The organism is Streptococcus mobilis, assembly GCF_059727625.1.
In genome coordinates, this window is record NZ_AP041823.1 from 1,594,650 (window position 1) to 1,608,478 (window position 13,829).

Consider the following 13,829-nt stretch of genomic DNA (forward strand, 5'->3'; position numbering starts at 1 on the left):
TATACCATATTCTAGACCACAAAAAAAGTGGCTGGGACAGAAGTCCTAGCCTCTTGATTGTTTTAGGATTGTCGAGCAAGACCAGTGGTTGAGTGGGCTCTACTACACTGATTTCATCAGCTTTTACAGCCCTACTCAACTGTGCGGAGGTGGGACGACGAAATCGAATTCTAACGAATTACCGATTTCTGTCCCACTCTCTCTTTTCTTACAACAAATGCGCTTCGTGTTTTTGGAAGACTTCTTTTCCAAGCTCTACTAACTTGGTGATCAAATCTGTATAGTTGAGTCCCATATTGTCCCAAAGCAGAGGATACATAGACCATTGGGTAAATCCAGGCATAGTATTGAGTTCGTTTAAGAAGATCTCTCCTTTATCGGTATAGAAGAAATCACAACGCGCTAAACCTAGACCACCGATCGCACGAAAGGCTTTTTCTGCGTTGGTCCTCATGATTTTCACAACCTCAGGGTCCAATTGAGCCGGAATAGCCATGGTAATTTTATTGTCGATGTATTTGGCATCATAATCATAGAAGGCCACATCTTTCACAACTTCACCTGGCAAGGTGCTCTTCACATCATAGTTTCCAAGAAGTCCAACTTCGATCTCACGCGCATTGACTCCTTGTTCTACCAAGACACGGCTATCGTACTTGAAGGCCAATTCGAGAGCAGCCCGAAGCTCTGTTTGGTTTTCAGATTTTGAAATTCCTACGCTAGAACCCATATTGGATGGTTTGGTAAAGACAGGATAAGAGAGAGTGGCTTCAATTGCAGCAATTTTCTCATCAATGTCATCGCCTTCCACTACAGCTACATAAGGAACTTGTGGAATCCCTGCAGATTCCAAAACCCGTTTGGTGGTAATCTTGTCCATGGCCACACTGGAAGCTAGGATACCACAGCCGACATAAGGCATTTTCAAGACTTCTAAGAATCCTTGAATGGAACCATCTTCTCCCATTGGTCCATGAAGAACTGGAAAGACTACTGCTCCTTCCTTGTAAATCGCATATGGTGCCACTTTTTTAGACCAGTCCACTGTCTCATTGGTCATCAATTTCTCATCATCCGCTGGTTTCTCTTCAAAAGCTTGCGTCTGGATGAAATCTCCTGACTGCGTAATAAAGTAGGTTTGAACCGAAAATGCTTGGTAATCAATCGCGCGCATCACGCTTTCTGCTGAAAGAACAGATACTTCACGTTCTGCACTACGTCCACCATACAACAGGATTAAGTCTTGTTTACTCATAGTTTCTCCCTAATTGTTCCCTTGATTTCTTACTTGATAGTATACCACAATGATAGCCCTTTCGAAAGAACTTCTCTTATAATTCTGTCCGATTTTCGATCGCACGAAGCAAGGTCACTTCGTCCGCATACTCGATATCGGCTCCAACTGCCAGACCACGTGCCAAACGGGTTACTTTGATCCCTGCAGGTTTGAGCACGCGCGAGATATACATAGATGTCGCTTCCCCGTCTGCTGTCGCATTGGTCGCAACAATGACCTCTGTGACTGTTCCATCCATCAAGCGACCAATCAAAGTCTTGAGATTGATGTCATCGGGTCCCACGCCATTCATGGGCGAGATCAAGCCATGCAAGACATGATAGCGACCATGGTATTCCTGGATATTTTCCATAGCAGATACATCCCGGCTATCTTCTACAACCAGAATGAGGGATGGATCCCGCGTTTCATCTCGACAAATCTCGCAGGTTTCTTCATCGGTTAAATTGCCACAAATACTGCAATACCCCAGCTCACGCTTGGCATTGAGTAAGTTTTTGGCAAATTCATTCACATCATCATCTGACATACCAATGGTGTAAAAAGCCAGACGAGTCGCTGTTTTGATCCCAATTCCTGGCAACTTCGAATAGCTGTCAATTAATTTTGCAATAGGTGCTGGATAAAGCATAATTTCCTTTCTAATTCATGGGGTGTTTCTGATTGTATAAATTAATAATGTCACGCGTAATGGAATGACTGACCGTCGCTTGTAGATTGGTATTATGTGGAAAAACCACTGCTACTGCAATCTTTGGATTGTTTGATGGTGCATAAGCCACCACATTGGTATTAATGGCTTGTTTGCCTCCATCGACTGTGGTTTCAGCTGTACCTGTCTTTGCACTAATGGGCACACTAGCACCTCGACCCACGGTCTTTCCTGTCGTTAACCCACTCGTACCATTTGCAACTTGGTAGAACCCTTGCTTGATCAAAGCCATGTCCTCCGCTGAGATATGCACCTGATTGAGCTCTTTAGTTTCGATCGCTTTTTTCAACTGACCAAGGCCCCCTTGATCATTATTGTCATAGATGCCTTCGACGACATGAGGACTCACCCTCTTCCCATCATTCGCTACCGTTGCCGCATACTGGGCCAATTGCATAGGCGTATAGTTGTCAAACTGACCAAAGGCATTGGTCAAATAATTACCGACTGTGTAGTCTTTTGGAATAAAACCGGTCGATTCATTGGGAAGGTCAATCCCCGTTGATGTCCCAAGACCATACTCTGCAAAAGTAGAGCGCAGTTTTTTCATAGCCGGTTCAACCTGATCCACTTGTAAGGTCATGTTTGGGGTGTAAGGTTGCCCCATCATCTTAAGGGCAATTTGGACCATATAGGTATTGGAAGAGTATTCCAATGCTTCCACCGCATTGATGGAACGACTACCGTATTGGGTAAACCAAGAATTGATAGGAGCTGATCCTGCAAAAACAATGGGCTGATCGGTCAGCACCTGATTCCCAGAAATGGCTCCATTTTCCCATCCCGAAGTCAAGGTCGCTCCTTTGACCACGGATCCTGGAACGAAGACGTTGGTCACTGTTCCCAATGCATCTGCTGATAGATCTTGACTACCAGCCTGGTGTTTAATCCCTGCCATGGCAAGGACCTTCCCTGTATCGGGCTCCAGAGCTACGGCATAGACACCTTCGGAGTAGGTCGCATTTCCAGCTTGCAACTCTGCGCTAAAGGCGGAGCGAAGGATATCTTCCACTCCTTTTTGGAAATCCAAATCAATCGAGAGCTTGAGGTTTTCTCCTTTGGCCCCTTTTGAAACGTCAACCACTTTCTCCATGTTGCCATTTTTATCTAGGAGAATTTCTTTTTCACTGCGTTTTCCTTGAAGGACATTTTCGTATTCTTTCTCCAAATAAGAGGTACCAACCCGGTCATTGAGAGCATAACCTTTTTTGACATAGTCCTCAACCTCTTCTGCTGGAAGCCCCGCCTGCTCGGTCGATACGTTTCCAATAATAGAAGCTAAAGGAGTGTCCAAAACCTTGCGGTCCCAGCTAGTCGTGATGGCAATTCCCGGAAGGTCCTGACTGTCCGCAGCGATGGTCGCAATCTGTTCAGCTCCTAGTACTTGCGTCGAAATAATCCCCGTCGCAAAATTCTCTACCGCATTCATCTGGCTATAGAGATAAATAATCTTTTTCTCATCATCTGTATAGCCGAGTTTTGAAGGGTCGATACTATCCACTGCCGCTTGATAAATCTTGGCTTCCGGCAGGCGGTTGCCATCGGTATCAAATTTCTTTTTCTCAGGTAGGTGTTCCACGACCTCTTGGTAGACCTTGGTATTAGCTAGATAGTAATCCACTTCTTGTCGTTCAGTCACTTGAGGATTTTCTACGTCGACATACTGCAGGAGTTTCCCAGCTGTCTCTCGCATTTCTTGTGCCGTCATTTTACGATCGCGCGTAAAGGTCAGGACTTGTTTTCCCACATTTTCCACCAAGGGCTTACCAGAAGCATCATAGATTTGCCCTCGCACACTTCCTTGTTTGACCGTCTTTTTCGTAGCTTTTGCCAATTTATCCGTATAGTAGGCTTGGTGAGTGATCTGCATATAGCCAAGTCGGGCAATCAGCACCAAAAAAAGAAGGCAAATCAAACTAAACAGCAGGTAGAGTCTGCGTGTAATCGAATGATTCTCAAACTTCCGTATTTTCTTCTTCATGAAATTTTCTATCCTTCTTTTCTAATGAACACTTACCTTCCATTTTACTATTTTTCCCAGAGTATCTCAAGAAAAGGAAGAGGCCTTTCCTGGAATTTTATAAAGAAAAAAGATTGGACAGGCTCGTCCAATCTCTTCTTTTAATAGGTCACAACATTGATTTTTCCTTTGTCATACTCCGCAATGAAAATATCCAAAACATTATCATAGCCTTCTTTTTCCAATTCAGCCAACAACCACTCTTCACTTTTTCCAATTGTTTCCAAAATTTCAAGCTGAATCACTCCATCCGTAATAATCGGGTATTTAGGATTCTCATCCCCCGCACGGACAACGATCAATTGACCATTTTGTTCAATAACAGCGCGCTTCACATCTTTTAATTGAAAAATCCCTTGTCCACGTAGTTTCAAAGCAACATCTGAAGCAAAAAGTCCTTTGGAACGACACGCTTCCGGATCCAGTTTCCCATTTTTAATGATGACAGTTGGTTTTCCATCAATCAAGTGCTTCATAAAACGAACATTGGTATTGAGCCATTTTAAGAGCAAGATCAAAATAGTCCACATTAAGAGAATCACAATGTATTGAAGAATGGTAATGGAGCTATTGTAGATGACCCCACCAATAATGCCCCCAAGAACAAAGTTCTGTATCTGGTCTACTGCAGAATTTGGTGCTAAGTTTCCTTTCCCGGTCACATTGATGACAAATACCAAGGAAATCAAGCCCAAAGCTAATTTAATCAAGATGTTTAAAAAATTTACTATCATTTGTTCACCTCCACAAGTTCCACGTCTGTTTTATACAGATCCATCTTTTCTAATAGGTAGCTATCTGGGTCAGATCCTGCGATAGCTCGGTAATAAACCTCTCCAACCTTCAGGATCGCCCCATCTGTGGCTGCTGAAGTATTGACATAGACGTCTTCTTTTTTGACATCCAACTCCTTTGAGATGACCTCAATAAAATGCAGAGACCGTTGAAATTGGTCATTATTACTTTGGCTATTTTGGAAACTGCTGATGCCGATCAAGACCACTGCAACCAGAGTCAAAATCGAGATAATGGATAATTCACGGAATTTGCTATCTTGCTTATCCCGATAGGCTTTCACCGCAAAAAAACCAGTCAGTAGAATGAGCAAACCAGAGATCCCAATGGTCACCCAATTTTGCTGACTGATCTGACTCAATACATAATCATAAGAGTAAAATTTCATAATGAACTCCCTTTCTCCAAATGAATTCAAGCTATTATAATGTATTTCAGGAGAGAATTCAAGGCATTCTAATCAGAAAAAAATATATTTTTTGTTATAATAAAGTTATCTATCATGTCAAGAAAAGGAAATACAATGAAACTCATTTCATGGAATATCGACTCGCTTAATGCTGCATTAACTAGTGATTCAGCACGCGCCAAACTCTCTCAAGAAGTCCTCCAAACCTTGGTTGCTGAGGATGCGGATATCATTGCCATTCAAGAAACCAAGTTATCCGCCAAAGGTCCTACTAAAAAACACCTCGAAATCCTTGAGGAGCTCTTCCCTGGCTACGAAAACACCTGGCGCTCTTCTCAAGAACCGGCTCGTAAAGGCTACGCTGGAACCATGTTCCTCTATAAAAAAGAGCTCACACCCGTTGTGACTTTCCCAGAGATCGGAGCCCCTTCGACCATGGACTTGGAAGGTCGGATCATTACCTTGGAATTTGATAAATTTTTCGTTACTCAGGTATACACACCTAACGCTGGTGATGGTCTCAAACGTTTAGAAGAACGTCAAGTATGGGATGTCAAATATGCTGAATATTTGGCTGAATTAGACAAGGAAAAACCTGTCCTTGCAACCGGTGACTACAACGTTGCCCACAAGGAAATCGACCTTGCTAACCCAGCCAGTAACCGCCGTTCGCCAGGATTCACAGACGAAGAACGCGAAGGATTTACAAATCTTTTGGCCAAAGGATTTACAGATACCTTCCGCCATGTCCATGGTGATGTCCCAGAACGCTACACTTGGTGGGCACAACGTAGCAAGACTTCAAAAATCAACAATACAGGCTGGAGAATCGACTATTGGTTAACCTCAAACCGCATTGCAGATAAGGTTACTAAATCAGACATGATTGACTCAGGCGCACGCCAAGACCACACACCGATTGTCTTGGAAATTGAATTATAAGGATTTTCTTTATGAACTACAATGCAGTAATTCCCGAGTTTATGGTTTCGAATATAGAACAGTCCCGTTCCTTCTACTGTGATTTGCTCGGTTTCACCATCGAATACGAGCGCCCAGAAGAAAAATTTCTCTTCCTGTCTCTTGAAGATTGCCAGCTCATGCTAGAGGAGGGGACAGTTGAAGAATTAGCTGAACTAACCTACCCATTTGGCCAAGGAATTAACATCTCCTTTGGTATAGAGGATGTCCCTAGGCTCTATCAGAAATTGTTAGAAGCCAACTATCCTATTCATCGCCCATTAATTAAAAGAAAATTTCGTGTTGACGACCATTATATCTATCCTCATGAATTTGCAATTCTGGATCCAGATGGCTATTTTTTAAGATTTAGTGAATAAGAAAATAGATCACTAGAGTAGAAAAAGAAACAAAAAAAGAAAGAGACTAATCACATTGATTAGTCTCTTTTAGTTTTTTAAGGATTATTTCCCCGGAGTATTCGGATCTAGGCCCCAAGATTGCTCGAGAACAGGTCTTAAGGATTTAATCATATCTTCTGAACCTTGGATTATGATTGTGTATACTTTATCTCCTTTTTGGAATACCCATACGTATAAAGTACTCCCATCTTTAACTGTTACTTTTATTAAGAAAGCGTCCCCACCGGCAAATATAGCTTTTACACCTTCTATACTAGTTCGATTTTTGTGTTTTCCGAATGAGCTATATAAACGGTTCGCAAGTAACTCTGCGTCAAAGGTTTCGTTGGGGCCAAGTTTAACAGTATCTTTAGTGTTTGAATCCATTATTAACGCATTGTTTTTGTCTGGTGATAAATATTCGAGCGCTTTGCTACTTCGAGTAGTGCGTACGACCCAATCTTTAGGGATATTGATATAACCATATTTTTCATTTCCGATACGTTGAGTATCTGCAAGGGATATTTCTTTTGCCCCAGAAGAAGACCCAGGAGTTGTTGTTTGAGTTGTTGTCGTTGGTGCATCCGTAGTTTCTTTAGTGACTTCAGTTGTTGGTGCTGCTGTAGTTTCGTTTGTTTTCTTTTCTCTATTTCCGCATGCTGCTAGTATAAATGCAGATAGAAGCGTTACAGAGCTTAATATTATTTTGTTTTTCATCAGGATTGTTCTCCTTAAAGTGGTTGACTCACATGTATTATATCATTTTTTATAGTTTATTTAAATTAAAACAGGAAACGCCTTCACTAAAAAGCATAGGGTATAACAAAAGAAAATTTCGTGTTGGTGAACAGTATATCTATCCTCATGAATTTGCAGTTTTAGATCCAGATGGCTATTTTTTAAGATTTAGTGAATAGAATGATCATCACCCGTCTATGAGCCATACCCAAAAATATATTTTTGTGAGTACAGTTCAATAGCGGGTGATTTATTTATCTTTCATCTTAAAGAATGAGACAGACTGACTTTCGAGACATAAAAAAACCGGAGCCCTTACATGACGGCTCCGACTTTTTTATCTTCATTGATAGACCAATGATTGATTTTTTTATTTTTTCTTCTCAATGTGATCTTTGAGATCTTCTTGAGCTTTTTTATTGGATTCTGCTTTTTTCTTCAACCATTCTTCTTTGGCCTTGTTAAAGTCTTTTGTGGTGACAACATCTTTGGACATTTCAAGGTATTTGTAGAAGGTTCCTGTTCCTTTTGTACCAACCCATGAAGCAGCACGGCTGTATGGTACGGTCCGTTGAAGCATTGGAGCACCACCATTTGAAACAGTTGGAAGCGTAATCGAGCTATCTGTCAACCATGCTTGCGCTGCTGCATATTTTTCATAGCGTTTAGCTTGATCCAACAATTCAGCATCGGCGTCTTTCAACATGTTAGCGTATTGATCCAAACCAACTGTTGCAATGGCTGGATTATTTGAACCTGCATCAATACCAAGATAGTAGAAGACAGAACCATTTACTGGGCTGATACTTTCGAGGTAAGTCGATGGGTCTTGGTAGTCAGGAGCCCAACCACCGCCTGAGATATCGTAATCTCTCGCAGCAGCAGTATCGCTGAAGTAGGTGATATTTTGGAAATCATCATCCGAAACCTTTTGAAGGTCTACAACGACATTGTCTGCACCAAGCGCTGACTCTACAGATTGTTTGAAGGAGCTAGCTTGTTGGACCATGCTGTTGTCCACTTGGCTGACAATGTAGTCCAAATGAATTGGGAATTGAACGCCTTGTTTTTGCAATTCAGCTTTGGCTTTCGCAAATGAAGCTTTGGCTTTTTCTGGGTTGTAAAGGCTAGTTTGACCATCGGCCAGGCTCACACCCTTCCATTGATCCCCATAGGTAACCAATTGTTTTTCAACGACCTTACCAAAATCTTCTCCATTGACTTGGACATAAGTTGGTGGTACCAAGGTGCTACGAAGGGTATTTTCAGCCGCATCAGATCCAGATACTTGTGCCGCATAAGATTTGCGGTCAAAGGCAAAGTTCACTGCTTGACGGAAGTCCTTGCTCAAGATTGCTTTCTTGGTAGAAGCTTTTTGTTCATCCGTTGTTTTGGCTGTATGGTCATACTTTTGACGGTCCAAGTTGAATCCAAGATAGTAGGATGTTCCCAATTGCAAACCGTAGACAATGTTGTCGCCAAAGTTTTTCTTGACACTCTTATAAGTCGAGCTGTTTGGCATAACAGATGCAAAGGAATATTGACCTTTTTCAAAGTTCTTAATGATAGAATCTGGGTTTGATCCATCATTAAAGGTCAATTTGACATTGTCGATATGAACATTTTTCGCATCGTAATAGTCTTTGTTCTTGACCAATTCAATCTCAGATTTCGAAGTCAAAGATTTCAAGTAATATGGACCATTGTATAAGATGCTGCTAGGTTTCAAAGAACCAAAATCTTTCCCTTGAGATTTCAAGAAATCCGCATTGACTGGGAAAAGAACACCTGAGGTTGTTTTTGAGTTCCAGAAGCTTTCTGGACGAACCAAAGTATATTGGATGGTGTGGTCGTCTAAGGCTTTGACTCCAACGGTGTTAAAGTCTTTGGTTTCCCCTTTTACGTAGGCATCCAAACCTTTGATCGAATTTTGAATCAAGAAGAGACCTTCTGATTTAGACTCAACCGCGTGTTTGATCCCTGTAACAAAGTCTTGAGCCGTTACAGCACCATATTCTTCCCCTTCACTCGTATACCATTTGGCATCCTTACGAAGTTTGTAAGTATAGGTTAATCCATCTTCAGAGACAGTCCAATCTTCTGCTAGACTTGGCACAAAGTTTCCGTATCGGTCGTTTTCAAGAAGACCATCCACAAGGTTACTTGTGACATCTGAAGTCGTTGTACGAGTTGCAGCGATGTAATCCAAGGTATTTGGATCTGCTGAATAGACGAATGAGTAGGTTGCTTGATTGCTACTACCACCGCCACATGCTGCTAAAAGAAAGGCACCTGCAACAGAAACTCCTGCAAGAGCTAACAGTTTTTTTGCTTTCATCACTATCTCCTTATGTTAGATTTTCTACCATTATACACTATTTCTTAAAAAAAACCAAATTTATTTTAAAAAAGTTCGTTTTTTCTGAATGAATATAATAAGATATAAAGAAAAAGCATCTTGAAATCGATCTCAAAGAAGCCGGATAGGCGAATCTAGGCACCTACCACCAGATCCAACAAAGATATCACCTTTCAATCCTTTTTATAAATATACGTTTCATTACAAAAAAGAACCTCTGCTCTTTCGAGCAGAGGAACTGATTCCTAATCAAAATGATAGAGTTGAGGATACTGGTCACATTCAGGATTTTTGGGGTGGCAGATAGCCCGTCCAAAATAAATCATGGCTTGATGGGCAGCTAGCCATTCGCTCTTTGGCAGAACATCCATAACCCGCTTTTCAACTTCTAATGGCGTCGCTGATTTCTTTACAATATCATGGTGCTTGCAGATCCGCTCCACATGGGTATCGACAGCAAAAGCTGGAATACCAAAACCTACACTCATGACCACATTGGCCGTCTTGCGTCCTACTCCTGCTAGACTTTCTAACTCTTCACGAGTCTGAGGCACTTGCCCATCAAAGTTATCCAGCAATTGTTGGGCACATTTTTTGAGAAATTTGGCCTTATTTCGATAGAGACCTAATTTAGAAATATGCTTGGCGATATCGGCTTCACTGGCTGCTGCCATGGCTTGTGGGGTTGGAAAAGCCGCAAACAAACCTGGTGTCGCTTTGTTAACAGCCGCGTCTGTCGTCTGAGCTGAGAGCATGACTGCTACTAGTAATTCAAAATGGTTGCGAAAATCCAAACTTGGCTTAGCATCTGGAAAGAGAGCAATAATTTCTTCAATCACATGGCGTGCCCGTTTCTTTGATAAAACCATAATTTCTCCTTTACATTACTAGACTTTATTATAGCATGAAAACACCCTATTTCTAAAAAAATCAGCTTCAAAAAAAGAAGAGGGACTGGAAATGAAATTGAATCGAACTTCATTCTTCGTCCCACTTCTATCATAAGATATTCCTTGGCTCTATTGTTTATTTTACACCAATCTCTTTAAGAAGGTAATCAGGGTTCGAGCAGAGCGTTCGCCAGCCTCTACGATAAATTCATCAAAAGAGATATTGGCTGCGTGATCTGCCGTATCACTCATAGCTCGAATGACCATGAAAGGACGTCCAGCTGCGTGTGCGGCTTGGGCAACGGCTGCCCCTTCCATCTCAACTGCCAAGACTTCTGGGAAATGCTCCCGAATCGCTGCGACTTTTTCTTCACTCGCGATAAAGCTATCTCCTGTTGTAATCAAGCCCACATGTGTGGTCGCAGCCTCTTCTTCCAGAACTTTTTTCATTTCTGATACGAAATAGCGACTGGATTCAAAGTAAAGTGGTTGACCTGCCATTTGACCATACTTATAACCAAAGGCAGTCACATCCACATCATGATAGGCCAATTTGTCCGCAAGGACGATATCCCCAACGGCCATTCCCGGTGCAACGGCACCTGCAGAACCCGTATTGATAATGGCTTCCACTTTGAAATCATTGGACAAGACTGCTACACTCATAGCAGACATGACTTTTCCGATACCACTTTCAACCAAAACGACCTCATGGCGTCCAATTGATCCTGTATAGTAGACTTTTCCAAGACGCAGATGCTTTTCCCCATTTTCAAGGGCTTCAACCAAGATCTTCAACTCCTGGGGCATGGCTGCGATAATTCCAATTTTCATGTCATTTCTCTCCTTGTGACGACCCTATAGACGCCAAATAGCAATGATCAAGGCAATGAGGAGCACAATGATCCAGAACAAAATCTTATTGAGTTTGGATTGGACCACACTTTGTTTGCGTTCTTCAATGCGACGACTCTTGGTCACTGTGGGCTCCACTTGGATCTGCACAGTATCCTGAGAATAGCTCTCCTGTGGACGCTCCATACGACTCTCTCTCATAGGACGTTCGTAGCCAAATCCTCTGTGGTCTGTCCGAATAATCTTCGTTTCTTCAGCATCGACCATATTAGGACCGGTGATGTCCTCACCTCGCCTTGCTCGTTCAATCATTTCATCGGTTAATAAAGGTTTTCCCATCGGATCCTCCTCTATTTATTGATTAAGTCCCAATATTGGATAGCCATGATGGTCTTAGCATCACAGATTTCGCCAGTTTGGATCAAATCTTTGGCTTCCTTCAAGGTCACTTCTAATAACTCTAAGGTCTCATCCGCATCTTGTGGACGTGGATTTTCCACCTTTTTCAAGTTGGTCGCACCATAAAGTTTGATCCGCTCATTACAAAATCCAATGGCTGAATAAAAATCATACAACAACTCTAGATCCGCTGTGTAGCCAATTTCTTCTTCCAATTCGCGCAGAGCAGCCGCTTTAGGGTCTGCATTTTCTCCCTTTTCTAACTTCCCTGCTGGAATCTCCACCGAAGTCCTTTCAATCGCCTTGCGGTACTGCTTGACCAAGATCGTTTTCCCATCTTCTGTGATCGGCAAAACCGCTACTGCTCCGTTATGGAAGATTAAATCACGCTGCGCTTGGCCTTTTCCAGCGGGTAGTTCTACTTGATCAGTGACCACTTGGAAAATCGGCCCCTGATAAATCTCCTTGCGCTCAATGGTTTTTTCTTCAAATTGCATGAGAATCTCCTATTTATTTTTAGGATGGTGTGGCAAGCGAAGGGCATACTCTTCTTTATTCACTTGACGGCCACGACCAATCGCAATCGCATCAGCTGGTACATCCTTGGTAATGGTTGATCCAGCACCGACTAAGGAATTGTCGCCTAATTCAACTGGCGCAATAATCGTCGAATTGGATCCGACAAAGACATTGTTTCCAATCGTCGTTTTAAACTTATGTTGGCCATCATAATTCACTGTGATGGTTCCTGCACCAAAGTTGACGTTGCTACCAACTTCACAGTTTCCAATATAGGTCAAATGACCAGCTTTGGTATTTTCGCCAATAGACGAACCTTTGACTTCGACAAAGTTTCCAATATGGACATCTTTGGCGAGGCTAGAACCTGGGCGAATATGAGCATATGGTCCTACCGTTACGCCATCGGCTACCGTGCTCTCTTCAATCATAGAGTTAGTGATGACAGCACCTGCCCCAATTTCACTGTCAACGATATAGGTACCATTAGTTAAAACTGTCTCAGCCCCAATTTTTGTGTGACCTTTTAGGGTAACATTGGCTTCGATTTGCACTTCTGGTGCGATCTCAACATCGACATCGATATAGGCCGCATCTGGATTGACAAAGCTCACCCCATTAACCATGTGGGCTTGGTTAATGCGACGACGCATGATGCCTTCTGCTGTTGCAAGGGCCACGCGGTCGTTAACCCCGAGACTTTCATCAAAGTCTTTGAGCGTATAGGCCCCGACTTTTTCACCTGCTTCTCGGAAAATACCAATCACGTCCGTGATATAGTATTCGCCTTGGGCATTGTTAGTGTTGATATTTTTCAACGCTTCAAAGAGGCGCGCATTGTCAAAGACATAAGTCCCTGTATTGATTTCTTTAATTTGTTTTTCGAAATCTGTCGCATCTTTTTGCTCAACAATTCGAAGCACTTCCGCATTGTCATTACGAACAATCCGACCATAGCCAAATGGATTGGCTGCTTCGGCTGTCAAAATCGTTGCTACATTCTTGTGGTTGATATGAAAGTCGATCAAGTGTTTGAGGCTTTCACCTGTAATCAAAGGAGTATCCCCTGCGATGACAAGAGTATGGCCTTCAAGACCTTCCAAGACTGGCTCTGCCATCATAACCGCATGACCAGTTCCCAATTGTTCGGTTTGCTTAACAAACTCTGTTTGTCCAGCTAGGACTTGCTCCACCAATTCCGCCTTGTGGCCCACAACCGTTACCGTCTTCTCAGGTGAGATGGCTCCAACACTACGGAAAACATGTTCCAACATAGAGATCCCAGCAACCTTGTGAAGAACCTTAGGCAGATCTGATTTCATACGGGTACCTTTCCCCGCTGCTAAAATAATGGCATAATTTGGCATAACATTTCTCTTTTCTGTACAATATCGCTTACATTATACCATTTTTTAGCCCTTTTGGAAAATAAGACCCAAACCAAAAAACTCTCCTAGAAGGAGAGTCAGATTAAG

Annotated in this window: 14 protein-coding genes and 1 pseudogene; 3 read left to right on the forward strand and 12 right to left on the reverse strand. The window is 42.4% G+C overall.

Annotated features, from left to right (window positions below; translation table 11 throughout):
• Positions 1 to 208: 208 nt before the first annotated feature.
• The 5 genes from AC6IZR_RS07570 to AC6IZR_RS07590 form a co-directional block, all read right to left on the reverse strand.
• A complete protein-coding gene (locus AC6IZR_RS07570) occupies positions 209 to 1,255 on the reverse strand; it encodes a D-alanine--D-alanine ligase (protein ID WP_497848389.1) in 1,047 nt (348 codons plus the stop codon).
• A 76-nt stretch (positions 1,256 to 1,331) separates the two neighbouring features.
• On the reverse strand, positions 1,332 to 1,928 hold the full coding sequence (gene recR, locus AC6IZR_RS07575; protein WP_070845403.1) for a recombination mediator RecR: 597 nt from the start codon (positions 1,926 to 1,928) through the stop codon (positions 1,332 to 1,334).
• A 10-nt stretch (positions 1,929 to 1,938) separates the two neighbouring features.
• The gene (pbp2b, locus tag AC6IZR_RS07580; protein ID WP_497848390.1) at positions 1,939 to 3,990 is read right to left on the reverse strand and encodes a penicillin-binding protein PBP2B; all 2,052 of its coding nucleotides are present in this window, start codon (positions 3,988 to 3,990) and stop codon (positions 1,939 to 1,941) included.
• Positions 3,991 to 4,130: 140 nt separating this feature from the next.
• Positions 4,131 to 4,763 (reverse strand): DUF421 domain-containing protein, encoded by a 633-nt coding sequence (locus tag AC6IZR_RS07585; RefSeq protein ID WP_023917601.1) that lies wholly within the window; start codon positions 4,761 to 4,763, stop codon positions 4,131 to 4,133.
• Positions 4,760 to 5,212: a DUF3290 family protein gene (locus tag AC6IZR_RS07590; protein ID WP_023917599.1), complete on the reverse strand. Its 453-nt coding sequence runs from the start codon at positions 5,210 to 5,212 to the stop codon at positions 4,760 to 4,762. The genes AC6IZR_RS07585 and AC6IZR_RS07590 overlap by 4 nt, the downstream gene beginning before the upstream one ends.
• 135 nt (positions 5,213 to 5,347) lie before the next feature.
• On the opposite strand from AC6IZR_RS07590, the gene AC6IZR_RS07595 reads away from it, so the two are divergent.
• Both AC6IZR_RS07595 and AC6IZR_RS07600 read left to right on the forward strand, forming a co-directional pair.
• Positions 5,348 to 6,175, forward strand: coding sequence for an exodeoxyribonuclease III (locus AC6IZR_RS07595; RefSeq protein WP_155125152.1), 828 nt, complete (start codon positions 5,348 to 5,350; stop codon positions 6,173 to 6,175).
• 11 nt (positions 6,176 to 6,186) lie between these two features.
• Complete coding sequence (locus AC6IZR_RS07600) at positions 6,187 to 6,573, forward strand: bleomycin resistance protein (protein WP_021152848.1); 387 nt, start codon at positions 6,187 to 6,189, stop codon at positions 6,571 to 6,573.
• An 84-nt stretch (positions 6,574 to 6,657) separates the two neighbouring features.
• Here AC6IZR_RS07600 and AC6IZR_RS07605 read toward each other — a convergent pair whose 3' ends face one another.
• On the reverse strand, positions 6,658 to 7,311 hold the full coding sequence (locus AC6IZR_RS07605; RefSeq protein WP_223325333.1) for a hypothetical protein: 654 nt from the start codon (positions 7,309 to 7,311) through the stop codon (positions 6,658 to 6,660).
• A 107-nt stretch (positions 7,312 to 7,418) separates the two neighbouring features.
• Here AC6IZR_RS07605 and AC6IZR_RS07610 point away from each other — a divergent pair.
• Positions 7,419 to 7,511, forward strand: a pseudogene (locus AC6IZR_RS07610) (bleomycin resistance protein); the annotation flags it as partial.
• A 191-nt stretch (positions 7,512 to 7,702) separates the two neighbouring features.
• On the opposite strand, the gene AC6IZR_RS07615 reads toward AC6IZR_RS07610, so the two are convergent.
• The 6 genes from AC6IZR_RS07615 to glmU form a co-directional block, all read right to left on the reverse strand.
• Positions 7,703 to 9,670: a peptide ABC transporter substrate-binding protein gene (locus AC6IZR_RS07615; protein WP_373105314.1), complete on the reverse strand. Its 1,968-nt coding sequence runs from the start codon at positions 9,668 to 9,670 to the stop codon at positions 7,703 to 7,705.
• Positions 9,671 to 9,936: 266 nt separating this feature from the next.
• Positions 9,937 to 10,560: an endonuclease III gene (gene nth / locus AC6IZR_RS07620; protein WP_003006251.1), complete on the reverse strand. Its 624-nt coding sequence runs from the start codon at positions 10,558 to 10,560 to the stop codon at positions 9,937 to 9,939.
• Positions 10,561 to 10,722: 162 nt separating this feature from the next.
• A complete protein-coding gene (locus tag AC6IZR_RS07625) occupies positions 10,723 to 11,415 on the reverse strand; it encodes a 5'-methylthioadenosine/adenosylhomocysteine nucleosidase (RefSeq protein WP_373105311.1) in 693 nt (230 codons plus the stop codon).
• A gap of 24 nt (positions 11,416 to 11,439) precedes the next feature.
• Positions 11,440 to 11,775: a cell wall synthase accessory phosphoprotein MacP gene (macP, locus tag AC6IZR_RS07630; protein WP_023917587.1), complete on the reverse strand. Its 336-nt coding sequence runs from the start codon at positions 11,773 to 11,775 to the stop codon at positions 11,440 to 11,442.
• Between the two features lie 11 nt (positions 11,776 to 11,786).
• The gene (locus AC6IZR_RS07635; RefSeq protein ID WP_003006238.1) at positions 11,787 to 12,332 is read right to left on the reverse strand and encodes an NUDIX hydrolase; all 546 of its coding nucleotides are present in this window, start codon (positions 12,330 to 12,332) and stop codon (positions 11,787 to 11,789) included.
• A gap of 9 nt (positions 12,333 to 12,341) precedes the next feature.
• Positions 12,342 to 13,721 (reverse strand): bifunctional UDP-N-acetylglucosamine diphosphorylase/glucosamine-1-phosphate N-acetyltransferase GlmU, encoded by a 1,380-nt coding sequence (glmU, locus tag AC6IZR_RS07640; protein ID WP_195915418.1) that lies wholly within the window; start codon positions 13,719 to 13,721, stop codon positions 12,342 to 12,344.
• Between the last annotated feature and the right edge of the window lie 108 nt (positions 13,722 to 13,829).

Bases quoted from the DNA above. Each gene is read 5' to 3' on its own strand.
- AC6IZR_RS07600 (WP_021152848.1), top strand. From the start codon at position 6,187: ATGAACTACAATGCAGTAATTCCCGAGTTTATGGTTTCGAATATAGAA.
- glmU (WP_195915418.1), bottom strand. From the start codon at position 13,721: ATGCCAAATTATGCCATTATTTTAGCAGCGGGGAAAGGTACCCGTATG.
- macP (WP_023917587.1), bottom strand. From the start codon at position 11,775: ATGGGAAAACCTTTATTAACCGATGAAATGATTGAACGAGCAAGGCGA.
- AC6IZR_RS07570 (WP_497848389.1), bottom strand. From the start codon at position 1,255: ATGAGTAAACAAGACTTAATCCTGTTGTATGGTGGACGTAGTGCAGAA.
- AC6IZR_RS07605 (WP_223325333.1), bottom strand. From the start codon at position 7,311: ATGAAAAACAAAATAATATTAAGCTCTGTAACGCTTCTATCTGCATTT.
- nth (WP_003006251.1), bottom strand. From the start codon at position 10,560: ATGGTTTTATCAAAGAAACGGGCACGCCATGTGATTGAAGAAATTATT.
- AC6IZR_RS07590 (WP_023917599.1), bottom strand. From the start codon at position 5,212: ATGAAATTTTACTCTTATGATTATGTATTGAGTCAGATCAGTCAGCAA.
- recR (WP_070845403.1), bottom strand. From the start codon at position 1,928: ATGCTTTATCCAGCACCTATTGCAAAATTAATTGACAGCTATTCGAAG.
- AC6IZR_RS07595 (WP_155125152.1), top strand. From the start codon at position 5,348: ATGAAACTCATTTCATGGAATATCGACTCGCTTAATGCTGCATTAACT.
- pbp2b (WP_497848390.1), bottom strand. From the start codon at position 3,990: ATGAAGAAGAAAATACGGAAGTTTGAGAATCATTCGATTACACGCAGA.
- AC6IZR_RS07585 (WP_023917601.1), bottom strand. From the start codon at position 4,763: ATGATAGTAAATTTTTTAAACATCTTGATTAAATTAGCTTTGGGCTTG.
- AC6IZR_RS07615 (WP_373105314.1), bottom strand. From the start codon at position 9,670: ATGAAAGCAAAAAAACTGTTAGCTCTTGCAGGAGTTTCTGTTGCAGGT.
- AC6IZR_RS07625 (WP_373105311.1), bottom strand. From the start codon at position 11,415: ATGAAAATTGGAATTATCGCAGCCATGCCCCAGGAGTTGAAGATCTTG.
- AC6IZR_RS07635 (WP_003006238.1), bottom strand. From the start codon at position 12,332: ATGCAATTTGAAGAAAAAACCATTGAGCGCAAGGAGATTTATCAGGGG.